This is a genomic window from Streptomyces cinnamoneus (assembly GCF_014650495.1).
GTDB classification, from domain to species: domain Bacteria; phylum Actinomycetota; class Actinomycetes; order Streptomycetales; family Streptomycetaceae; genus Streptomyces; species Streptomyces cinnamoneus.
The window spans coordinates 138,356-158,739 of record NZ_BMVB01000004.1 but is presented as its reverse complement, the minus strand read 5'-3'; the positions used below and the strand labels follow the sequence as shown (position 1 = coordinate 158,739).

At 72.2% G+C, this 20,384-nt stretch carries 20 protein-coding genes; 3 read left to right on the top strand and 17 right to left on the bottom strand.

Annotated elements, in window-relative coordinates:
- Positions 1-21: 21 nt before the first annotated feature.
- Positions 22-762, top strand: a complete 741-nt coding sequence (locus IE182_RS07705) for a helical backbone metal receptor (RefSeq protein WP_190109154.1) — start codon at positions 22-24, stop codon at positions 760-762.
- Here IE182_RS07705 and IE182_RS07700 read toward each other — a convergent pair.
- The gene (locus IE182_RS07700) at positions 689-1,807 is read right to left on the bottom strand and encodes a TDT family transporter (RefSeq protein WP_190108915.1); all 1,119 of its coding nucleotides are present in this window, start codon (positions 1,805-1,807) and stop codon (positions 689-691) included. The two genes, IE182_RS07705 and IE182_RS07700, sit on opposite strands and share 74 nt — an antisense overlap.
- Before the next feature lie 70 nt (positions 1,808-1,877).
- On the opposite strand from IE182_RS07700, the gene IE182_RS07695 reads away from it, so the two are divergent.
- Positions 1,878-2,795, top strand: a complete 918-nt coding sequence (locus IE182_RS07695) for a LysR family transcriptional regulator (RefSeq protein ID WP_190108914.1) — start codon at positions 1,878-1,880, stop codon at positions 2,793-2,795.
- Between the two features lie 175 nt (positions 2,796-2,970).
- Here IE182_RS07695 and IE182_RS07690 read toward each other — a convergent pair whose 3' ends face one another.
- The 12 genes from IE182_RS07690 to IE182_RS07635 all read right to left on the bottom strand — a co-directional run bounded on the left by IE182_RS07690 (position 2,971) and on the right by IE182_RS07635 (position 15,222).
- Positions 2,971-5,796, bottom strand: a complete 2,826-nt coding sequence (locus IE182_RS07690) for a DEAD/DEAH box helicase (RefSeq protein WP_190108913.1) — start codon at positions 5,794-5,796, stop codon at positions 2,971-2,973.
- A gap of 44 nt (positions 5,797-5,840) precedes the next feature.
- Positions 5,841-6,746 carry a diacylglycerol kinase gene (locus IE182_RS07685; protein ID WP_190108912.1) on the bottom strand — a complete coding sequence of 302 codons (906 nt, stop codon included), beginning with the start codon at positions 6,744-6,746 and terminating at the stop codon, positions 5,841-5,843.
- Positions 6,747-6,862: 116 nt separating this feature from the next.
- Positions 6,863-7,735 carry a twin-arginine translocase subunit TatC gene (gene tatC, locus IE182_RS07680; protein WP_190109153.1) on the bottom strand — a complete coding sequence of 291 codons (873 nt, stop codon included), beginning with the start codon at positions 7,733-7,735 and terminating at the stop codon, positions 6,863-6,865.
- Between the two features lie 111 nt (positions 7,736-7,846).
- Positions 7,847-8,125, bottom strand: coding sequence for a Sec-independent protein translocase subunit TatA (gene tatA / locus IE182_RS07675; protein ID WP_190108911.1), 279 nt, complete (start codon positions 8,123-8,125; stop codon positions 7,847-7,849).
- A 263-nt stretch (positions 8,126-8,388) separates the two neighbouring features.
- Positions 8,389-8,595 carry a hypothetical protein gene (locus IE182_RS07670; protein WP_190108910.1) on the bottom strand — a complete coding sequence of 69 codons (207 nt, stop codon included), beginning with the start codon at positions 8,593-8,595 and terminating at the stop codon, positions 8,389-8,391.
- Between the two features lie 41 nt (positions 8,596-8,636).
- Positions 8,637-8,897: a hypothetical protein gene (locus IE182_RS07665; RefSeq protein WP_506417120.1), complete on the bottom strand. Its 261-nt coding sequence runs from the start codon at positions 8,895-8,897 to the stop codon at positions 8,637-8,639.
- 14 nt (positions 8,898-8,911) lie between these two features.
- Positions 8,912-9,874 carry a helix-turn-helix transcriptional regulator gene (locus tag IE182_RS07660; RefSeq protein WP_190108908.1) on the bottom strand — a complete coding sequence of 321 codons (963 nt, stop codon included), beginning with the start codon at positions 9,872-9,874 and terminating at the stop codon, positions 8,912-8,914.
- Between the two features lie 21 nt (positions 9,875-9,895).
- Entirely contained in the window at positions 9,896-10,888 is a 993-nt protein-coding gene (locus IE182_RS07655; protein WP_190108907.1) for a helix-turn-helix transcriptional regulator, read from the bottom strand.
- 116 nt (positions 10,889-11,004) lie between these two features.
- On the bottom strand, positions 11,005-11,379 hold the full coding sequence (locus IE182_RS07650) for an FKBP-type peptidyl-prolyl cis-trans isomerase (protein ID WP_190108906.1): 375 nt from the start codon (positions 11,377-11,379) through the stop codon (positions 11,005-11,007).
- 65 nt (positions 11,380-11,444) lie between these two features.
- Complete coding sequence (locus tag IE182_RS07645; protein WP_190108905.1) at positions 11,445-12,434, bottom strand: FKBP-type peptidyl-prolyl cis-trans isomerase; 990 nt, start codon at positions 12,432-12,434, stop codon at positions 11,445-11,447.
- Positions 12,435-12,582: 148 nt separating this feature from the next.
- The gene (pafA, locus tag IE182_RS07640) at positions 12,583-13,944 is read right to left on the bottom strand and encodes a Pup--protein ligase (RefSeq protein ID WP_190108904.1); all 1,362 of its coding nucleotides are present in this window, start codon (positions 13,942-13,944) and stop codon (positions 12,583-12,585) included.
- 9 nt (positions 13,945-13,953) lie between these two features.
- Positions 13,954-15,222: an MFS transporter gene (locus IE182_RS07635; protein ID WP_190108903.1), complete on the bottom strand. Its 1,269-nt coding sequence runs from the start codon at positions 15,220-15,222 to the stop codon at positions 13,954-13,956.
- Positions 15,223-15,485: 263 nt separating this feature from the next.
- Here IE182_RS07635 and IE182_RS07630 point away from each other — a divergent pair, with 263 nt between their 5' ends.
- Positions 15,486-16,466: a LacI family DNA-binding transcriptional regulator gene (locus IE182_RS07630; RefSeq protein WP_190109152.1), complete on the top strand. Its 981-nt coding sequence runs from the start codon at positions 15,486-15,488 to the stop codon at positions 16,464-16,466.
- 67 nt (positions 16,467-16,533) lie between these two features.
- Here IE182_RS07630 and prcA read toward each other — a convergent pair whose 3' ends face one another.
- The 4 genes from prcA to dop all read right to left on the bottom strand — a co-directional run bounded on the left by prcA (position 16,534) and on the right by dop (position 20,191).
- Positions 16,534-17,301 carry a proteasome subunit alpha gene (gene prcA, locus IE182_RS07625; protein WP_190108902.1) on the bottom strand — a complete coding sequence of 256 codons (768 nt, stop codon included), beginning with the start codon at positions 17,299-17,301 and terminating at the stop codon, positions 16,534-16,536.
- Between the two features lie 34 nt (positions 17,302-17,335).
- Positions 17,336-18,178, bottom strand: coding sequence for a proteasome subunit beta (gene prcB / locus IE182_RS07620; RefSeq protein ID WP_190108901.1), 843 nt, complete (start codon positions 18,176-18,178; stop codon positions 17,336-17,338).
- 105 nt (positions 18,179-18,283) lie between these two features.
- Positions 18,284-18,502 carry a ubiquitin-like protein Pup gene (locus tag IE182_RS07615; RefSeq protein ID WP_016325855.1) on the bottom strand — a complete coding sequence of 73 codons (219 nt, stop codon included), beginning with the start codon at positions 18,500-18,502 and terminating at the stop codon, positions 18,284-18,286.
- 177 nt (positions 18,503-18,679) lie between these two features.
- Positions 18,680-20,191: a depupylase/deamidase Dop gene (gene dop, locus IE182_RS07610; protein ID WP_359363187.1), complete on the bottom strand. Its 1,512-nt coding sequence runs from the start codon at positions 20,189-20,191 to the stop codon at positions 18,680-18,682.
- Positions 20,192-20,384 lie beyond the last annotated feature (193 nt).

The following is a 20,384-nucleotide window of genomic DNA, read 5'->3' as shown; positions in this document are numbered from 1 at the left end:
TACGGTGGGGCGGTGAGCTCGCTGAGCGGCCGCCCCGCCGTACGCCGTGTCGTCTCCCTGGTCCCCTCGCTCACCGAGGCCGTGGCCCGGTCCGCGCCCGGCCTGCTCGTGGGCGCCACCGACTGGTGCGAGCACCCGGCGGGCCTCGGCGTCGTCCGGGTCGGCGGCACCAAGAACCCCGACGTGGCGCGGATCGCGGCCCTCGCGCCCGACCTCGTCCTCGCCAACGAGGAGGAGAACCGCGCCCCGGACCTCGGCGCGCTGCGCGCCGCCGGACTGGAGGTGCTCGTCACCGAAGTCCGCACGCTGGAGCAGGCGTTCGCCGAACTGGAGCGGGTCCTCGTGCGCGGCTGCGGGCTGGCCCGGCCCGCCTGGCTGGACGACGCGCGCGACGCCTGGCGGGACGTGCGGGCCACCGCCCCGCTGACACCGGCCGTCGTCCCCGTCTGGCGCAGACCGTGGATGGTGCTGGGCCGGGACACCTTCGCCGGTGACGTCCTCGCCCGGCTCGGCATCGCCAACGTCCACGCCGGGCACGCCGATCGCTACCCGCGCATCCCGCTCCCGGAGCTCAACTCCTGCGGCGCCGAGCTGGTCGTGCTGCCCGACGAGCCGTACCGCTTCGGCGCCGACGACGGGCCGGAGTGCTTCCCCGGCCTGCCGTCGGCGCTCGTCAGCGGCCGTCATCTCACGTGGTACGGGCCCTCGTTGACGCAAGCGCCGGCGCTGCTGGGCGCGGCGCTGCGAGCAGCTTCCCGCTGACCAGGCCGGCCAGGGTGCGGGCCCCGGCGACGGCCCAGGCCGCCACCAGCAGGACGTACAGGCCCACCGCCAGCCAGGTGAAGGCGTCCAGGCCGGTGCGGCGCGCCAGGGCGGCGGCGCCCGTGACGCACGTGCCGACCGGGAAGGTGAAGGCCCACCACGTCATCGCGAAGCCCATGCCCTGCCGGAAGGCCCGCACCACCATGGCCGCGGCCAGCACCAGCCAGAGCATCGCGAAGCCGAGGACCGGCACCCCGTAGAGGAGCGCGAAGCCCGCCATCGCCTGCGCCGCGGGGGCCGCGACGGCGTGCGGTGCGACGTCGGCGAGGTTGCCGACGGCCGTCGTGGACTGGCCCAGCGGGCCCAGGACGAGGAACAGCGCCGGCGTCAGCGCGAGCGGCAGCGGGCCGTGGTGGAGGAGCCGCGCGAAGACCACCGGCAGGATGAGCAGCGTCGCCAGCAGGCTGATCCCGAACAGCGCGTAGCAGCCGAGCAGCATCGCCTGCTGCCACTGGCCCGCGGGCAGGTGGGGGACGAGCGTGGGGCCCAGCGCGGCGGAGACCATGGGCGGGACGACGGACAGCAGCCACACCGGCGAGGCGTCGCCGGGGCCTATGCGGTGACGGGTGACCATCAGGTAGGGCACGGCGGCCGCGGCGGCGAGGCCGACGACGGTGCCGGTCGTCCACAGCACGGCGTCGGTGGCCACGGCGGCGCGTTCGCCGATGACGCCCGAGCCCACGGAGCCGGTGGCGCCGCCGACGGCCAGCAGGGCCATGGCCAGACAGCCGTAGAAGGGGGCGACGGCGGGGTCGGCCAGGTGCTGCCTGGCCTGGTCGGGGTGGCGGGCCCAATGGGCGGCGCGCGCGACGAGCAGGGCGAGCAGCAGCAGCGCGGCCAGCGCCCACACCACCTCGTACGCCCCGCGCAGCCCGGTCCGGTGCACGGGCAGGGCCGCGCCGGCGGAGGCGACGATCGCGGTGCCCATGACGGTGGCGTACCAGTTGGGGCCGAGGTGGCGGAGGGGACTGCTGTGCGTGCTCATGGCTCCACCGTCGCCCGGGCGGGCCCGCCCGACCAGGGGCTTTGGCCGTATGAGCACATAAGCTGGGTTTATGACCATGGAGCCGGTTCCCTCCCCGCTCGCCCACCGGGTGCCCGACCTGGGCTCGCTGGAGCTGCTGCTCGCCGTGGCCCGGCTGGGCAGCCTCGGCCGGGCGGCCCGCGAGCTGGGCATCACCCAGCCTGCGGCGAGCGGGCGGCTGCGCGCCATGGAGCGGCTGCTCGGCGTCGCCCTCGTGGAGCGTTCACCGCGCGGATCGCGGCTGACGGACGCCGGAGTGCTCGTCACGGACTGGGCACGCCGGATCGTGGAAGCGGCGGAGGCGTTCGACGCGGGCGCCCAGGCCCTGCGCGGGCGGCGCGACTCGCGACTGCGGGTCGCCGCCAGCATGACCATCGCGGAGTACCTGCTGCCCGGCTGGCTGATCGCCCTGCGCGGGGAACGGCCGGACACGGCGGTCTCGCTGCTGGCCGGGAACTCGGCGGCGGTCGCCGGGCGCCTGCTCGCCGGGGAGGCCGATCTCGGCTTCGTGGAGGGCCTGGACGTGCCGCCCGGCCTGGACGGCGCGGTCGTCGCCCACGACCGGCTCGTCCTGGTCACCGCCCCGGGCCACCCGTGGGCCCGCCGCAGGGCCCCCCTGGCCGCGTCGGAGCTGGCGGCCACCCCGCTGATCCTGCGCGAGCGCGGCTCGGGCACCCGCCAGGTCCTGGACACGGCACTGGCCTCGTACGGCGGTCCGGCCGAGCCGCTGCTGGAGCTGGCGTCCACGACGGCGGCGAAGGCGGCCGTGGTCAGCGGAGCGGGCCCGTCGGTGCTGAGCGAGCTCGCGATCGGCGAGGAGCTGGCGGCCCGCCGCCTGGTGGAGATACCGGTCGCGGACCTGTCCCTGCGCCGCACCCTCCGGGCCGTCTGGCCGAGAGGCCACCGCCCAACGGGCCCGGCCCGCGACCTGCTGGCACTGACGCGGTGACGGCACCGCCGACCACCCTTGCGGTGGGCTGAGCGCCATTGCGGCGGAGAAGAAGCCCCGGCCCCGCCCTTTCACCGTTTCTTGTCCTCAAGCGCCGGACGGGCTGAATTTCAGCCCGTCCGGCGCTTGAGGACCGGGGGTCCGGGGGCGGAGCCCCCGTACCCGGACCCGTGCACTAGCCCACCGAGGAGTACGCCACGACCCCACGCAGCAGGCCCTCGACCGCCTTGCGCGCGTTCCGCGCGACGGGGCTGCCGGCCGGGGCCGCCGCCGCGATCTGGCCCAGGACGTCGATCAGCTGCTTCGACCAGCGCACGAAGTCGCCCGCCGGCATGTCGATCTCGCGGAGCACCTCGTCCAGGCCGTGGCCGGAGGCCCAGCGGTAGGCGGGCCACGCGAAGCCGAGGTCGGGCTCGCGCTGGCCGACGCCCTCGGCCTGGTTGATCTTGTGCTGCTCCTCCAGGGCATCCAGCCGGCCCCAGATGCGGACCATCTCGGCGAGCGCCTCCTTCGCCGCCCCCACGGGCAGCTTCGGCGGCACCGCGTCGTCGGCCGCGCGGGCCTCGTACACCAGGGCCGACGCACAGGCCGCCAGCTCCGCCGGGCCCAGACCGTCCCAGACGCCGTCGCGCAGGCACTCGGAGGCCAGCAGGTCGAGCTCGCCGTAGAGACGGGCCAGCCGGCGGCCGTCCTCGGTGACCTCGTCACCGTGCAGGTAGTCGAGGTCGGTCAGCAGCGCGCAGATGCGGTCGAAGGTGCGTGCGATGGTGTTCGTACGGCCCTCGATGCGCCGCTCCAGCTGGCGGGTGTCGCGCTGCAGGCGGTGGTAGCGCTCGGCCCAGCGGGCGTGGTCCTCGCGCTCGTCGCAGCCGTGGCAGGGGTGACGGCGGATCTCGGCGCGCAGGCGGGCGATCTCGGTGTCGTCGGCGGCCTCGGACCGCGCCTTGCGGTGCCGGTCCGGCACGATGTGCCCGGCCTTGGTGCGCAGGGCGGAGGCCAGGTCGCGGCGGGACTGGGGGCTGCGCGGGTTGAAGGACTTGGGGATGCGCATCCGCTCCAGCGGCTCCACCGGCACCGGGAAGTCGATCGGGGCGAGCCGCTTGACCTGCCGCTCGGCCGTGAGGACCAGCGGACGGGGGCCGTCGTAGTGGTCGAAGCCGCGGTTGCGGTCGGTGCGGCCGGGCGCCACGCCCGGGTCCAGCACCAGCGCCAGGCCCGCGAACTTGCCGGTCGGCACGTGGATGACGTCGCCCGGCTTGAGCCGCTCCAGGGCGGCCGCGGCGGCGGCCCGCCGCTGGGCCGCGCCCCGCTTGGCCAGGTCGTTCTCCCGCTCCTTCAGCTCGCGGCGCAGGCGCGCGTACTCGTCGAAGTCGCCCAGGTGGCATTCGATGGCCTGGCGGTAGCCGGCCAGGCCCTCCTCGTTGCGCTGCACCTGGCGGGAGATGCCGACGACCGACTTGTCCGCCTGGAACTGGGCGAAGGAGGTCTCCAGCAGCTCCCGGGAGCGGTGCCGCCCGAACTGCGAGACCAGGTTGACGGCCATGTTGTACGACGGCTTGAAGCTGGAGCGCAGCGGGTACGTGCGCGTGCCGGCCAGGCCCGCCAGCGCGGCCGGGTCCATGGCGCGCTGCCACAGCACCACCGCGTGGCCCTCGACGTCGATGCCACGGCGGCCGGCGCGGCCGGTGAGCTGGGTGTACTCGCCGGGGGTGATGTCGGCGTGCTGCTCGCCGTTCCACTTGACGAGCTTCTCCAGCACCACCGTGCGGGCCGGCATGTTGATGCCCAGGGCCAGGGTCTCGGTGGCGAAGACGGCCTTGACCAGGCCCTTGACGAAGAGCTCCTCGACGACCTCCTTGAAGGTCGGCAGCATGCCCGCGTGGTGGGCGGCGATGCCGCGCTCCAGTCCCTCCAGCCACTCGAAGTAGCCCAGGACGTGCAGGTCCTCGTCGGGGATCGGGGCGCAGCGCTCCTCGACGATCTCCCGGACCTTGGCGCGGGCCTCGTCGTCGTTGAGCCGCAGGCCGGCGTAGAGGCACTGCTGGACGGCGGCCTCGCAGCCGGCGCGGCTGAAGATGAAGGTGATGGCGGGCAGCAGGCCCTCGGCGTCGAGTCGCTCGATGACCTCGGGGCGGCCGGGGGTCCAGATGCGGCTGCGCTGGCGGCGCTCGCGCTCGCGGTCGGCCTCGCGCACCATCTTGCCGCGGCGGCGTTCGCGCGGGTTGTAGGTGCGGCTGTTCTCCATGCGGGCCATGCGCAGCAGGTCGGGGTTGACCTCGCGGCGGGCGGCGCCACGGCCGCCGTGGTCGGTCTCCTCCTCGAACAGGTCGTACATCCGCCGGCCGGCCAGCACGTGCTGCCAGAGCGGGACGGGCCGCTCCTCGGAGACGATGACCGCGGTGTCGCCGCGGACGGTGTCCAGCCAGTCGCCGAACTCCTCGGCGTTGGAGACGGTGGCCGACAGGGAGACCAGGGTCACCGATTCCGGGAGGTGGATGATGACCTCCTCCCAGACGGCGCCCCGGAAGCGGTCGGAGAGGTAGTGCACCTCGTCCATGACCACGTGGCCGAGACCTATGAGGGCCTGCGAGCCGGCGTAGAGCATGTTGCGCAGGACCTCGGTGGTCATGACGAGCACCGGGGCGTCGGGGTTGACGCTGTTGTCACCGGTCAGCAGGCCGACCTTGGCGGCGCCGTAGCGCCTGACCAGGTCGTTGTACTTCTGGTTCGACAGCGCCTTGATGGGCGTGGTGTAGAAGCATTTGCGGCCCTGGGTGAGGGCCAGGTGGACGGCGAATTCGCCCACGATGGTCTTTCCGGAGCCGGTCGGCGCCGCGACCAGCACCCCCTTGCCGGCTTCCAGGGCCTTGCACGCCTCTATCTGGAAGGGGTCGAGCTCGAAGTCGTACATCTCGCGGAAGGGGGCGAGCGCGGTGGCCTGCTCCGCGGCGCGGTGCCGTGCCAGGGCATAGCGCTCAGCAGGGGACATGTCCTCGGTCATCTTGTGTACGAGCCTACCGGGGACCTCCGACAGCCACCCGATCTTTATCGAGCTCCCAGCAGGCGCACGGCCCCCGGCACGGTCTCCGCGGTGACGGGCAGCGGGCCGAGCCGCTCTCCGTCGGCGTAGCCGGTGACGGGTTCGTGGCCGGGATCGACCGCCAGCGTCACCTTGGCCGCGCGGTGGGTGGTGACCTGCGGGTGGCCGAGGTGGGTGCCCCGGTAGACCTTCGGGAAGACGGTGAGCAGCGTGGTGCGGCGGCAGGGGCCGACCACGGTGATGTCGAAGAGCCCGTCGTCCAGCCGGGCGCCGCCGCAGATGCGCATGCCGCCGCCGTAGGAGCTTCCGTTGCCGACCGCGACCAGCGTCGCCTCGATCAGCTTCTCCGGCCCGTCGTCGAGCCGCATGCGGTACGGGATCGGCCGCAGCGCCGCCAGCTCGGCGAGCATCGCCACGTCGTAGCGCAGCCGCCCGGTGGGGAAGCGCATGCGGTTGCCCCGGTCGTTGACCCGTGAGTCGAAGCCGGAGGCGAGGACGGTGCCGAACCAGGTCTCCCCCACCCTGCCGAGGTCGACGGGCCGGCCGCCGTCGCCCTTGAGGGCCGTGGCGACGACCCGGGCCGCGGCCACCGGGTCGCGGACGGGCAGCCCGCTCGCGCGGGCGAAGTCGTTGCCGGTGCCGACGGCCACCACGCCGAGCGGGGTCCGCGTCCCGGCGACGGCCTGCAGCGCCAGCGAGGTCATGCCGTCCCCGCCGACGGCGATCAGCGCGCCGGTGCCGCCGGCGACGGCCTCGCGGGCGCGGCGCAGGGCGTCGGGGGCGTCCGTGCCCAGGACGGTGCGGACGGAGAATCCGGCCTCGCGCAGCACCCGGGCCGCGGGCTGGGCCGCGCGGGCGCCGCGGCCGCGGCCGGCGGAGGGGTTGACGAATAACGTGATGTCGCTGGTCACGCAGGGACACTATCGGGTGGGGCAGGTGGGCATGAACACGACGGGGCGGTCGCCGTTGCCGGCGACCGCCCCGGGTCCGGATGCCGCGGGGAGCCCACGTGCCGGATCAGGTCAGGTCAGGTCACGTCGTCGTAGCCGCTGCGGTGGTGGCTCTGCTCGGGCAGGGCCGGCATCGGCTCGCTGTCGCCGGCCGACTGCGGCGTGAGGTCCAGCGGGGACGCCTCGTCGTCGTCGAGCAGGCGGTCGGGGTTGCGGCGCGCGCGGCGCTTGTCGTTGAGGATCGAGAAGCCGACCGCCCCGAAGTACAGGATGATGATCGGCACGGCCAGGACGCACATGCCGAACGGGTCGGTGCTCGGGGTGGCGACCGCGCCGAAGATGAAGACGCCCATGACGACGCCCCGCCACCACTTGACCATGGCCTCGCCCGAGACCATGCCGGCCAGGTTCATCATGACCAGCAGCAGCGGCAGTTCGAAGGCGAGACCGAAGACGAGGATCATCCGGACGCTGAAGTCGAGGATGTCGTCCAGCGCCAGGGTGTTGGCCGCGGAGTCCGGGGTGATGCTCAGCAGGACCTGCATGCTGGTGGGCATGATCAGGTACGCCAGGTAGGCGCCCGCGAGGAAGAGCGGCGCAGCGGTCGCCACGAAGGCGATCGTGTACTTCTTCTCGTTCTTGTGCAGCCCCGGGGCGAGGAACGCCCACAGCTGGTAGAGCCAGATCGGCGCCGAGACGGTGACGCCGGCGAGCAGGCAGACCTTGACGATCGTGGTGAAGGGCGACGTCAGGTTGCTGAACACCAGGACGGCGCAGTTGCCGCCATGGCTCTTGGCCAGATCACGGTCCGGACACTGCGGCACGGGGCCGGACAGGAAGTCCATGATCTGTTTGTTGTAGAAGGCCGCGACGATGGCGACCACGACGATCGCGAGGACCGCCTTCGCCAGCCGGTTCCGCAGCTCACGAAGGTGCTCCGTGAGGGGCATCCGCCCCTCGGGGTCCTTCTCCTTCTTGCGGGCAGACGTGCGCAACCCACCGTCCCTATCTCGTGCGGCAGACGGACGCCGTCCCGGCGGCCGTCTCAGTCTGTCCGGGGGTCAGCGCTGGGTCGTGCGGTCGGTCTGCTCGGTCACCGGGCGGGAGGTGACGTCGCCGGGGGCCGCCTTGATCGTGCGGGGGGCCTCGGTGGCCGGCGGGTCGGCGGGGGCCGCGGCAGTGTCCTGGCCCTCCGACTTCATCGCCTTCGCCTCGCTCTTGAGGATGCGGGCGGACTTGCCGAGGGCACGCGCCATGTCCGGAAGCTTCTTCGCACCGAACAGCAGGACGATGACGACAAGAATGAGGATGATCTCGGTGGGGCCGAGCCGTCCGAACATGTGGTTTACCTTCTCACCGAAGCGGCATGGGTATGGGGGTCCGGGCGACCGATCGGACATTTGTCCATCAGTCGTACGGCAGCGATCGTAACGCGCAGGGGTAAACGCCGGGCAATCCCCGTGCATACTCCCGGTCGCGGCCCTCCGCCTCGTCCGCAGGGCCGCCCGGACCAGCGTACCGTCCGCCCCCGGAGGCCAGCAGAGCCCCGGACCCGGCCCTTCAGCTGCGGTCCCGCCGGAAACGGCCGGAAACCGCCGCCCGCTCAGTCCTGGCGCAGTACGTGCGCGCCGCCGGCGGCCAGCGGCGTCGCGGCCCGTTCGAGGTCCTCGGCCGCCCGGGTGATGCGCCCGGACGCCTCGGACACCTGCCGGGCGAGCCGCCGGGTCTCGACGAACACGCGCGCGGCCAGGACGCCGAGCACGGCGATGCCGAGGAAGCCGAGGGCGATGGCGAGCATGGGCCAGAACATGGGACGAGCCTATCGGGGGGACGGGAGGGGGGCCGGGGCGCTCAGGCCGTGATGTGCAGGCGCAGCGTGCGCACGCCGCCGCCCGTGAGCAACTCCACGATCCGCTCGCCGGCCGGCTTGCGGACGGCCGAGCCGCAGTCGGGGCAGGTGAAGGAGTAGAAGGTGGTGCGGTCGCTGGCGCCGATGGCCAGCCGCAGGGCGCCCGCGGCCAGCTCGAAGCACCCCCGGCAGTCGGGGCACGCGGCCTTGAAGACGGCGGCTGCCGTCGTCCGGGCGTTCCTCACGTCTCCTGACCATTCCACTGTGCGGTTCCCCTTCACTCTCCGTACGCCGCGAGCGCCTCGCGGGCGGCGTCCCGTGCGCTGTCGGCCAGATCGGCCGGGGCGGCGATCCGCCCGTCCCGGCCGAGCCGCAGCGCCAGCCGCCGCAGGGAGGCCGGGTCGGGGGTGCGCAGTGTGATCCGCAGACCGCCGTCGGCCAGCTCCTCGGCGCTGTCGTGCGGGTAGTACTCGGCGACCCAGCGGCCGCCGGGGCCCACCTCGATGACGACCTCGGGATCCTCGGCGGCCGGCTGCACCAGCCCCTCGGAGAGGTCGCGCAGCTCGACGGGCGGCGGGTCGGAGGGCTCGTCGAGGATCCTGATCTCGGCCACCCGGTCGAGGCGGAAGGTGCGCCGCGCCTCGGAGAGCCGGCACCACGCCTCCATGTAGGTGTGGCCGACGGCGAACAGCCGGATCGGGTCGACCTCCCGCTCGGTCAGCTCGTCGCGGGCGGGCGAGTAGTAGCGCAGCCAGACGCGGCGGCGCTCGGAGATGGCCCGGTCGGCGTCGGCGAAGACGCCGCCCTCGGACTCGAAGGTCACCGACAGCCGGGAGCTGGCGCCCGCCGCCTCGCCCGCCGCGGCCTCGATCTTGGCGGTGGCGCGCACGAGGGCTTGCCGGTCGCTCTCGCGCAGCCCGGGCAGGGTCGCCACGGCGCGGGCGGCGACGAGCAGCGCGGTGGCCTCGTCGGCGGCGAGCCGCAGCGGCTCGCCGGTGCTGGTGCCGGAGGCGTCGGGGTTGTGCCACCAGATGCGGTCGCCGTCGGTGTCGATGTCCAGCAGGTCACCGCCCCGGAAGCTGGTGCCGCACATGGGCAGCACGTCGAGGTCGCCGATCAGCTCGTCCTCGGTGATGCCGAAGGCGCGGGCGACGTCGGTGACGCGGGCACCGGGGCGCTCGCGGAGGTAGGTGACCAGCGAGAGCATCCGCCGGGTCTGGTCAATGGCGTTGGTGGCCATCAGGGGTCGCTTCCGTTCCTCTCAGCCCTTGGCGACGGCGCGCAGCCGGTCGATCACTTCGGCCCGCAGCTCGGCGGGTTCCAGCACGATGACGTCGGGCCCGAACTCCACGAGCCAGGCGTCCAGCCCGTGCCCGTAGGGGATCTCCAGCTCGTCCCAGCCGTCGCCGAGGTCGTGCGTGGCGAGCGCGCGGGCGCGCAGCGGGTAGCCGTGGCCCGCCCGCACCTTGATCCGGGCCGTGCCGGTGGCCTTCTCGCCCGCCCAGCGCTCGACGGTGGTGCGGACGGTGACGTGGTCCGGCACGGGCGCGGTGAACGGCAGGGCGCGCGAGCGCACCTTGCCGGTGATCCGGGAGAGCCGGAAGACGCGCTCGGCCTGCCGGTCGCGGTCCCAGCCGGCCAGGTACCAGTGGCCGCGCCAGCACTCCAGGGCCCAGGGCTCGACGCGGCGCTGTTCGGGGCGGGCGGCGTTGCTCTTGCGGTAGTCGAAGACGACGGGCCGGCGGTCCCGGGCGGCCAGCATCAGCGGCTCGAAGGCCGCCTCGTGGACGGGGATGCGGGTCTCCAGGGCGCTGTGCGTCCCGTACGGGTCCTCCGCCAGCGGCATGCCGGCCGCCGCCAGCTTCTGCAGGGCGCCGCTGGCGGCGGCGGCCAGGCGGGCCTGTTGCCACACCCTGGCGGCCAGGCCCAGGGCGGCGGCCTCCTCCACGTCCAGGGTGATCGCGGGGAGACGGTTGCTGTCGCGGCGGGCGAGGTAGCCGGTCTCGCCGTCCAGGCCCTCGACGGTCTCGATGATCAGCCCGAGCTCGCGGAGGTCGTCCTTGTCGCGCTCGAACATCCGGTTGAAGGCGTCGTCGTTCCCGGGGTCGTCGCCGGCCGCCGCGCCGCCGGCCCCCTTGCCGGCTTCGATGTAAGCCTCGATCGAAGCCCGCAACTCACCCTTGCTGAGCGGACGGCGCGTCCCCAGCAGGCACAGCGCCAGGTTCATCAACCGCTCGGCCTTGGCAATCGCCATCGACGCCCTCTCTACTTGTGCTCTCAACCGTTGACCGTACCGCTCACGGCTCCCACGACAAAAGCCGAGGGCCCGTGCCAGTCAGGCACGGGCCCTCGGCCTTCGTTCGGGGTGTCTCAGACGCCCATCAGATCGCAAACGAAGATCAGCGTCTCGCCCGGGGCGATGACACCGCCGCCGGCGCCGCGGTCGCCGTAGCCGAGGTGGGCGGGGATGACCAGCTTGCGGCGGCCACCGACCTTCATGCCCTGGATGCCCTTGTCCCAGCCCGCGATGACCTGGCCGGCGCCGAGCTTGAACTCCAGCGGGTTGCCGCGGTTCCAGCTCGCGTCGAACTCCTCACCGGTGGACCAGGCCACGCCCACGTAGTGGACCTTGACGAAGTCGCCGGCCTTGGCCACGGCGCCGTCGCCCTCCCAGATCTCCGTGATCTCGAGGTCGGACGGAACGTCGCCCTCGGGGAAGTCGATCTCGGGCTTTTCGATGTTCACGAACGTGCTCCTACGAATGAATCGTGTAGACAACCGTGCAATTCTGGCAGACCCCGGTCAGGGGATCAGACCTTGCCCACGATGTCCACGACGAAGACCAGGGTGTTCTTGTCGAGTCCGCTCTGCGCCTGGCCCTCGTAGCCGAGCTTCGGCGGGATCACCAGCTCGACGCGGTCGCCCACGTGCTTGCCGACCAGGCCCTTGTCCCAGCCCTGGACGACCGAGCCGGTGCCGATCTGGAAGGCCGTGGCGCCGGCGTGGTCCCAGGAGGAGTCGAACTTCTTGCCGTCCTCCCACTTCACACCGGTGTACTGGGCGATCAGGCCGTCCCCGGCCTTGATCTCCGCGCCGTCACCCTTGATCAGCACCTGCTCCTTGAGCTCGGTCGGCGCCTTGGTGTCCTTGGGGATGACGATCTCGGCGGCCTTCTGCGCATTGGGCTTGACCTCGGGCATGCCCTCCTCGGGCTTGGCCTGCTCGCCCTTGGCCTCGGCCTTCGGGTCGACCTTCTTGGCCCCGACGACGTCGATGACCCACACCAGGCCGTCCTCGGGCTTGACACCCGCCTGCGGGTTGAGCTGATCGCCGATCAGGGCCTTGGCGGTGCCCTCGACCTCGATGCGCGACCCCGCCTTCTGCCCGATCACCGCGTCCAGCACCTTGGCCGGCATCTCCTGGCTGGGCTGGCCGAGCTGCTGCACCATCTGGCGGCGCGGCGCGCCGGGCGTCGCCGTCTTGTCCTGGGTCGCCCAGGTGCCGCCGAGCGGCTTGTTGTCCTTCATCGTCTGCCCGGCGAAGTCGAGCCGGACGAAGGAGCCCTTCTCCGCCTTCTCGCCGGTGCCCTCGGTCAGGGTCTTGACGACGAGCTTGTCCGCCGGCTTGGCGTCGTCCGGTACGGAGATCTCGGGCTTCTCCCCGAACGCCCCCTTCACCGTCACCTTGGCGTCGGAGGAGGACCCACCGGCGTCCTCGGACCCGCACGCCGCGGCGGTCAGCAGCAGGACGGGCACGGCCAACGCCGCGGCGAGGCGACGCGCGTTCTTCGTGTGGTTCATGAAGTCCAACTCGGGCTATAGGGGTCGCTGGGCAGTGCCGTCACTCTACGGCCTGCGCCCGGCTGATCAACCCCGTCCGACACGGATGTGCGCCGGGTACGGTGGACCCGGCGCACATCCGTGCCTTTTGCGACGTCCGGCGCCGCTCTCACATCCCGGCGATCAGCTTCTCCACCCGGTCGTCCACCGACCGGAACGGGTCCTTGCACAACACCGTCCGCTGCGCCTGGTCATTGAGCTTGAGGTGCACCCAGTCGACCGTGAAGTCCCGGCGCTGCTCCTGCGCACGGCGGATGAAGTCGCCGCGCAGCCGGGCACGAGTGGTCTGCGGCGGCACCGACTTGCCCTCGAAGATCTTGAGGTCGTTGCACACCCGCGCCGCCTGGCCGCGCTTCTCCAGGAGGTAGTACAGACCCCGGCGGCGGTGGATGTCGTGGTACGCGAGGTCTATCTGCGCGATCCTCGGGTGCGACATGGAGATGTTGTTCTTCGCGCGGTACCGCTCGATGAGCTGGTACTTCATCACCCAGTCGATCTCGGTGGCGATGCGGTCCAGGTCCTCGTCCCGGATGGCCTCCAACGAGCGGCCCCACAGCTCCAGCACGCGCTCGACGGTGCCCGTGCGGATGCCCCGGCGCTCGCAGAAGTCCACGGCCTTCTCGTAGTACTCCTGCTGGACCTCCAGCGCCGACGCCTCGCGGCCGCTGGCGAGGCGCACCTTGCGCCGGCCCGTGACGTCGTGGCTGACCTCGCGGATGGCCCGGATCGGGTTCTCCAGCGTCAGGTCGCGCATGACCGTACCGGCCTCGATCATGCGCAGGACCAGGTCGGTGGCGCCGACCTTGAGCAACATGGTCGTCTCGGACATGTTGGAGTCGCCGACGATGACGTGCAGCCTGCGGTAGCGCTCGGCGTCGGCGTGCGGCTCGTCCCGGGTGTTGATGATCGGCCGGGAGCGGGTGGTGGCGGAGCTGACGCCCTCCCAGATGTGCTCCGCGCGCTGGCTGACGCAGTAGACCGCGCCCCGCGGGGTCTGGAGCACCTTCCCCGCCCCGCACAGGAGCTGCCGGGTGACCAGGAAGGGGATGAGGATGTCCGCCAGACGGGAGAACTCCCCGTGCCGCGCGACGAGGTAGTTCTCGTGGCAGCCGTAGGAGTTCCCGGCGGAATCGGTGTTGTTCTTGAAGAGGTAGACGTCGCCCGCGATTCCCTCCTCGTGCAGGCGCCGTTCTGCGTCGACGAGCAGGCCCTCGAGGATGCGCTCGCCCGCCTTGTCGTGGGTGACCAGCTCGGTCACGCTGTCGCACTCCGGAGTCGCATACTCCGGGTGCGAGCCCACATCCAGGTAGAGACGGGCGCCGTTGCGCAGGAAGACATTGCTGCTGCGGCCCCAGGAAACAACGCGGCGGAAGAGGTACCGCGCCACTTCGTCAGGGGACAGCCGGCGCTGTCCTCTGAAGGTGCACGTGACGCCGTACTCGTTCTCCAGCCCGAAAATGCGGCGGTCCATGCCTGAACATTACGCCTGATGCTCCGTGCTGAAACCGGGTTCGACAGCACCGTTCCGATCATTTTCCGACCGGGCCACGACCGTCGAGGCGGCCGCGGGGGCCTGCAGGGAGCGCCGCGCGAGCAGGAGGACCAGCGCGGCGGCGATGCCGCCGCCCACCGCGACGACGAACCCGGCGGTGGCCCCGCCGTATTCGACCGCCGGTCCCACGAAGGCGGTGCCGATCGCGGCGCCCACACCGAAGGAGGTCACCAGCCAGGAGAACGCCTCCGTCACGGTGCCGCTCGGGGCGTGCCGGTCGACGACGACGAACGCACAGGCGAGGCAGGGGGCGAGGAAGAGGCCCGCCACGACGGCCAGCGTCGTCATGGCCACCACGCCCGGCACCAGCAGCAGCGGTACGTAGAGCAGGGCCAGCCCGCAGACCAGCACCCGCAGCCGCTGCTCGGGGCTGCCGCCCCACTGCCGGGCGCCGTAGACGGAGCCGCCGATCAGGGCGCCGACGCCCAGGGCCGAGAGGAGGTAGCTGGCGACGTTGCCGCCGCCGCGGTCGTCACCGTAGGCCACCGACGCGACGGCGATGGAGCCGAGGGCCGAGCCGATGAAGAAGAACGTGCCCAGCAGCACCAGCAGCCCGCGGGAGCGCAGCGCGCCCAGCCAGTGCGCCTCGCGGGGCGCACTGCGCCACCTGCGGGAGGGCGGCGAGCTGACCACCGCGAGGGCGCCGATGACACCCAGCAGGTGCAGGACGTTCAGCGCGGCGGCCTCGGACCACAGGGCGACGATCCGGGTGACGATCAGCGGACCGACCACGTAGATCAGTTCCTGGGCGATCGCGTCCAGGGAGTACGCGGCGTGGAGGTCGTCCTCGTTCTTCAGGACGGAGGGCCACAGGGCCCGCAGTCCGCCCTCCAGCGGCGGCGCGAACAGACCCGCGAGGATCATGGCACCGTAGGACAGAGGCAGCGGGTCCAGGCCGACGACGGTGAACAGTCCCATGCCCAGCGCGGTCAGCACGGCCGAGGGGAAGATGACGCGGGGCTGGCCGTAGAGGTCGACGGCCCGGCCGAGCAGCGGCTGGCCGACGGCGTTGGCCACGCCGTAGACGGCGGAGAGCGCACCGGCGAGGGTGAAGCTGCCGCCCTCGGCGCGGACGAAGAGGACGATCGCCAGCGCGGCGGTGGCGTTGGGAAGCCGGCCCACCAGAGTGCCGGCGAGCAGCCGCGCCGCGTGCCGCGTCTTGAGCATCTCGACGTAACCGCCGCCCGCCGCCGCCATTGTCCGCCTCTCGTAGCGATCCGGCGGCCGAGCGCCGGTCGTCTTTGACCGAGCCATCCCGGTTTTACGTATAACTAGCTCGTTATACGTACCATGGCCGCAGCCTGCGGGTCCAGCCGCGGAGCACGGCGGCAGCGGAGAGGGGCGTCACAGCGGTGGCTGCAGACGAACGCGAGGTCGGGCAGGGCGACGACAAGGGCGGACCGCGCTGGCCGACCGTCCGGGGGCGGCACGCCGCGGCCGCCCGGGCCACCAGCCGTGACGTGGCGCGTGCCGCGGGCGTCTCCCAGGCTACGGTCTCCCTCGTCATGGGGGAGAAATGGCGGGGCCGGGTCTCCGAACCGACCGCCGAGGCCGTGCGCGGGGCCGCTCGCGAACTGGGCTACCGGCCCAACCTCGCCGCCCGCAACCTGCGGCTGGGCCGCACCCGGACCGCGCTGCTGGTCGTGCCCGCCCTCACCAACGACTTCTTCGCCCGCCTCTACACCGGCGCGGCCCGGGCCGCCGCCGAGCACGGCGTGGGCGTGGTGCTCTACCCCTCCCCCGGCGGCACCGGCCCCGCCCCCGACCCCTTCGCCTCGGCACGGGCCACCCTCGACGGCGTCATCGCCTCGTCCATGGCGGCCGACGCCCTGACCGACATCCGCGAGGGCGGCCTGCCCCTGGTCATGCTCGACAGCGACCCCGAGCGGACCGACGCCGCGGCCACGGTCAACCTCGACATCGCCGACGGGATGCACCAGGTGGCCCGGCACCTGCTCGGCCTCGGCCACCGCCGTATCGGCCACATCGCGGCGGGCATCGACTCGTGGACCTTCCGGGTACGGGCCCGGGCCCTGGCCGACGCCCTGCAGGGCACCGCCGCCGCGGTCGTACGGACCGAGCACGCCGCCCTGGACGTCCATGCCGGCCGCCGCGCCGCCGAGCGCGCGCTGACCGGACCCGGACCGCGCCCGACGGCCCTCATCTGTGACGGGGACATGCTGGCCGCGGGCGCCTGCAAGGCCGCCCGGCGGCTGGGCCTGCGGGTGCCGGACGACCTCTCGGTGACCGGCTTCGACGACCTGCCGCTGGCCACGGCCCTGGAACCGGAGCTGACCACGGTCCGGCTGCCGGCCGAGGCCGTGGGCGAGGCGGGCATGCGGGCCCTGATGGCCGTCCTGGACGGCAAGCCCGCCGAGGCGACGGCCCTGCCGGTCGGCCTGGTGGCCCGGAGGTCCACCGGCCCCGCGGCCGGAAAATGAGCACCGGGCGGGCCGGATGTCCCGGCCCGCCCGGCGGTACGCACAACACGCTCGGTCCCCGGCGCGCTCAGTCCTCGCCGTCCTCCGCGGACCCGGCGCCCTCCGAGGAGCCTGCGGAACCGGAGCGGGAACCGCTGCCCTCCTCCAGCAGCCGGGACAGCTGCCGCCCGAGGAGACGCTTGAACTTGCGCTGCTGCGGGCGCTTGCGGTCCAGGACCGCGACCTCCAGCTGCTCGGCGGTCAGCGTGCGCTCACTGCCGTTGGTGTCCCGGGCGAGCGACTCCACCGCCAGCTTGAGCGCCTCGGCGAGGGTCATCCCGTCCCGGTGCCGCTGGTCGAGGTAGCTGCTGATCTGGTCCGCGTTGCCGCCGACCGCGACCGAGCCGTGCTCGTCCACGATCGAGCCGTCGTGCGGAAGCCGGTAGATCTGGTCGTCCTCGGGGGCGGCCCCCACCTCGGCGACGATCAGCTCCACCTCGTACGGCTTCTCGCCCGCGCTGGAGAAGATCGTGCCCAGCGTCTGCGCGTAGACGTTGGCCAGGCCGCGGGCGGTGACGTCGTCGCGGTCGTAGGTGTAGCCGCGCAGGTCGGCGTAGCGGACGCCGCCGATGCGCAGGTTCTCGAACTCGTTGTACTTGCCGACCGCCGCGAAGGCGATCCGGTCGTAGATCTCGCTGACCTTGTGCAGGGCCCGGGACGGGTTCTCGGCAACGAAGACAACGCCGTCGTTGTACTGGAGGACCACGACGCTGCGGCCGCGCGCGATGCCCTTGCGGGCGTACTCGGCGCGGTCGGCCATGGCCTGCTGGGGTGAGACATAGAACGGCGTCGACACCGCTATCCGTCCCTTTCTGTTGGTGACGAGGACATCACAGCAGCGCGGCCCGCGGGCCGTCCGGCTCTTCGAGCCGCCGCTCGTGGATGGCGCGGACGATCTCGGAGCACTGTGCCTCGGTGAGCTTGCGGAAGCCCTCGTCGGTGATGACGATGACGAGCGGGTAGATGCGGCGTGCGAGGTCGGGCCCGCCGGTCGCCGAGTCGTCGTCGGCGGCGTCGTAGAGCGCCTGGACGACGAGCGTGGTGGCCTGCCCCTCCGTGAGGTCGTCCCGGAAGAGCTTCTTCAGCGAACCGCGCGCGAACAGCGAGCCGGAGCCCGTGGCCGCGAAGCCGTGCTCCTCGGAGCGGCCGCCGGTGACGTCGTAGGAGAAGATGCGGCCCTTCTCGCGGTCCACGTCCCAGCCCGCGAAGAGCGGCACCACGGCCAGGCCCTGCATGGCCATGCCCAGGTTGCTGCGGATCATGGTCGACAGGCGGTTGGCCTTGCCCTCCAGCGAGAGCTGGGCGCCCTCCACCTTCTCGAAGTGCTCCAGCTCCAGCTGGAAGAGCTTGACCATCTCCACGGCGAGGCCGGCCGTGCCCGCGATGCCCACGGCCGAGTACTCGTCGGCCGGGAAGACCTTCTCGATGTCCCGCTGTGCGATCACGTTGCCCATCGTGGCCCGGCGGTCACCGGCGATCACGACGCCGCCGGGGAACGTCGCGGCCACGATCGTCGTCCCGTGCGGCGCCTCGATCACGCCCTGCGCGGGCAGCTGCCGGTTGCGCGGCAGCATCTCGGGCCGGTGGGCGCCGAGGAAGTCCATGAACGACGACGAACCGGGCGTCAGGAAGGCAGCCGGCAGACGCCCCGTACCAGGAAAGTTGGCTTCCACTCGATTCCTTCGAAGAGATCTTGAAATGCTGCTCGGACGATACCTTCGGGCCGGCGAACCGTCCGTCCCGCACCCCTGGCCGGGGCGCGGGACGGGAAGCTCGCGCTACTGCCCACCCTTTTGCACGAACGAGCGTACGAAGTCCTCGGCGTTCTCTTCGAGCACATCATCGATTTCGTCCAGCACGGAATCCACGTCGTCCGACAGCTTCTCCTGGCGCTCCTTGAGGTCCTCGGACGCCTGCGCGTCCTGCGCCTGCTCCTCGACCTCTTCCGTCGAACGCGTGGCCTTCTGCTGCCCGCCGCCGGTGTCCTTGGTCGCCATACCCCTCACCCCGCTCGGTTTCGACGTACACGTACACGAGACGTACAAGATCAGACCCTACAAGCAGGGTCCGCGATCGGCCCTGCACTTGCTACAACGTCCCGGAACCACCGTGATGATTCCCGGTTCCCGCACTTCTCAGACCCCCGGCCACCACAGGGAAGGTCCCGGGCCCCGCTAGCCGCCCGAGAGCACCCGGACGAGGTCCTCCGCCGTGCGACAGCGGTCCAGGAGCTCCTTGACGTGGTTGCGGGTGCCGCGCAGGGGCTCCAGGGTCGGGACCCGCTGCAGGGAGTCACGGCCGGGCAGGTCGAAGATGACCGAGTCCCAGGAGGCGGCGGCCACGTCCTCCGCGTACTGCTCCAGACAGCGGCCGCGGAAGTAGGCACGGGTGTCCTCCGGCGGCGCCGTACGGGCGCGGGCCACGTCGTCCTCGTCCAGCAGGCGCTTGATCCTGCCCCGGGCCGCGAGGCGGTTGTACAGGCCCTTGTCCGGGCGCACGTCGGCGTACTGCAGGTCGACCAGGTGCAGCCGGGCCGCGTCCCAGCCCAGGTCGTCGCGGCGGCGGTAGCCCTCCAGCAGCTCCCGCTTGGCGACCCAGTCGAGCTCGCCGGCCAGGCTCATCGGATCGCGCTCCAGCCGGCCCAGGACGTCCTCCCAGCGGGTCAGCACGTCCTTGGTCTGCTCGTCTGCGTCCGCCCCGAAGCGGTCCTCGACGTACTTGCGGGCCAGCTCGCAGTACTCCATCTGCAGCTGGACGGCGGTCAGCGTGCGGCCGCTGCGCAGCGTGACCAGGCGTCGCAGCGAGGGGTCGTGGCTGACCTGGTGGAGGGTGCGCACGGGCTGTTCGACGGCGAGGTCGGTGGCGATGAAGCCGTCCTCGATCATGGACAGGACCAGGGCGGTGGTGCCGAGCTTGAGGTAGGTGGAGATCTCCGAGAGGTTGGCGTCGCCGATGATCACGTGCAGCCGGCGGTACTTCTCGGCGTCGGCGTGCGGCTCGTCGCGGGTGTTGATGATGGGCCGCTTGAGCGTGGTCTCCAGACCGACCTCGACCTCGAAGTAGTCGGCGCGCTGGCTGATCTGGAAGCCGTGCTCGTGGCCGTCCTGGCCGATGCCGACGCGGCCGGCGCCGGTGACGACCTGGCGGGAGACGAAGAAGGGGGTCAGGTGGCGCACGATGTCCGAGAACGGGGTCTCCCGCTTCATCAGGTAGTTCTCGTGCGTGCCGTAGGAGGCGCCCTTGTTGTCGGTGTTGTTCTTGTAGAGGTGGATGGGCTGGGCGCCGGGCAGCTGGGCGGCGCGCTCGGCGGCCTCGGCCATGATGCGCTCGCCGGCCTTGTCCCACAGGACGGCGTCGCGGGGATTGGTGATCTCCGGCGAGCTGTATTCGGGGTGGGCGTGGTCGACGTAGAGACGTGCGCCATTGGTGAGGATGACATTGGCCAGGCCGATGTCCTCGTCCGTGAGCTGGCTGGAGTCCGCCGCCTCGCGGGCGAGGTCGAAGCCGCGGGCGTCCCGCAGCGGGTTCTCCTCCTCGAAGTCCCAGCGGGCACGGCGTGCCCGGTGCATCGCGGCCGCGTAGGCGTTGACGATCTGGGACGAGGTGAGCATGGCATTGGCGTTCGGGTGACCGGGGACGGAGATCCCGTACTCCGTCTCGATGCCCATTACTCGCCGTACGGTCATGCGGCCCTCCTTGCCCGGCGACGCCCCGTGGTGGGGTCGGCGCTCAAGTACCGCTGCGCTTCCGGTCCGTATACGGTCCCCGATCCCCCACTGCGCTGTGCGGTGGTACCGAAGAGCCTAGAACGGCTTTGCGGCGCTTGGGAGATCATTACAGTCATTGCTCCGGTTCTGGCGGTGCGCGGATCAGGTCGTC

Coding starts and splice junctions, on each gene's coding strand:
- pafA (WP_190108904.1), bottom strand. CDS start 13,944: ATGGACCGCCGCATTTTCGGGCTGGAGAACGAGTACGGCGTCACGTGC.
- dop (WP_359363187.1), bottom strand. CDS start 20,191: ATGACCGTACGGCGAGTAATGGGCATCGAGACGGAGTACGGGATCTCC.
- IE182_RS07615 (WP_016325855.1), bottom strand. CDS start 18,502: ATGGCGACCAAGGACACCGGCGGCGGGCAGCAGAAGGCCACGCGTTCG.
- IE182_RS07700 (WP_190108915.1), bottom strand. CDS start 1,807: ATGAGCACGCACAGCAGTCCCCTCCGCCACCTCGGCCCCAACTGGTAC.
- tatC (WP_190109153.1), bottom strand. CDS start 7,735: ATGCCCCTCACGGAGCACCTTCGTGAGCTGCGGAACCGGCTGGCGAAG.
- IE182_RS07690 (WP_190108913.1), bottom strand. CDS start 5,796: ATGACCGAGGACATGTCCCCTGCTGAGCGCTATGCCCTGGCACGGCAC.
- IE182_RS07695 (WP_190108914.1), top strand. CDS start 1,878: ATGACCATGGAGCCGGTTCCCTCCCCGCTCGCCCACCGGGTGCCCGAC.
- tatA (WP_190108911.1), bottom strand. CDS start 8,125: ATGTTCGGACGGCTCGGCCCCACCGAGATCATCCTCATTCTTGTCGTC.
- IE182_RS07670 (WP_190108910.1), bottom strand. CDS start 8,595: ATGTTCTGGCCCATGCTCGCCATCGCCCTCGGCTTCCTCGGCATCGCC.
- IE182_RS07655 (WP_190108907.1), bottom strand. CDS start 10,888: ATGGCGATTGCCAAGGCCGAGCGGTTGATGAACCTGGCGCTGTGCCTG.
- IE182_RS07635 (WP_190108903.1), bottom strand. CDS start 15,222: ATGGCGGCGGCGGGCGGCGGTTACGTCGAGATGCTCAAGACGCGGCAC.
- IE182_RS07660 (WP_190108908.1), bottom strand. CDS start 9,874: ATGGCCACCAACGCCATTGACCAGACCCGGCGGATGCTCTCGCTGGTC.
- IE182_RS07645 (WP_190108905.1), bottom strand. CDS start 12,434: ATGAACCACACGAAGAACGCGCGTCGCCTCGCCGCGGCGTTGGCCGTG.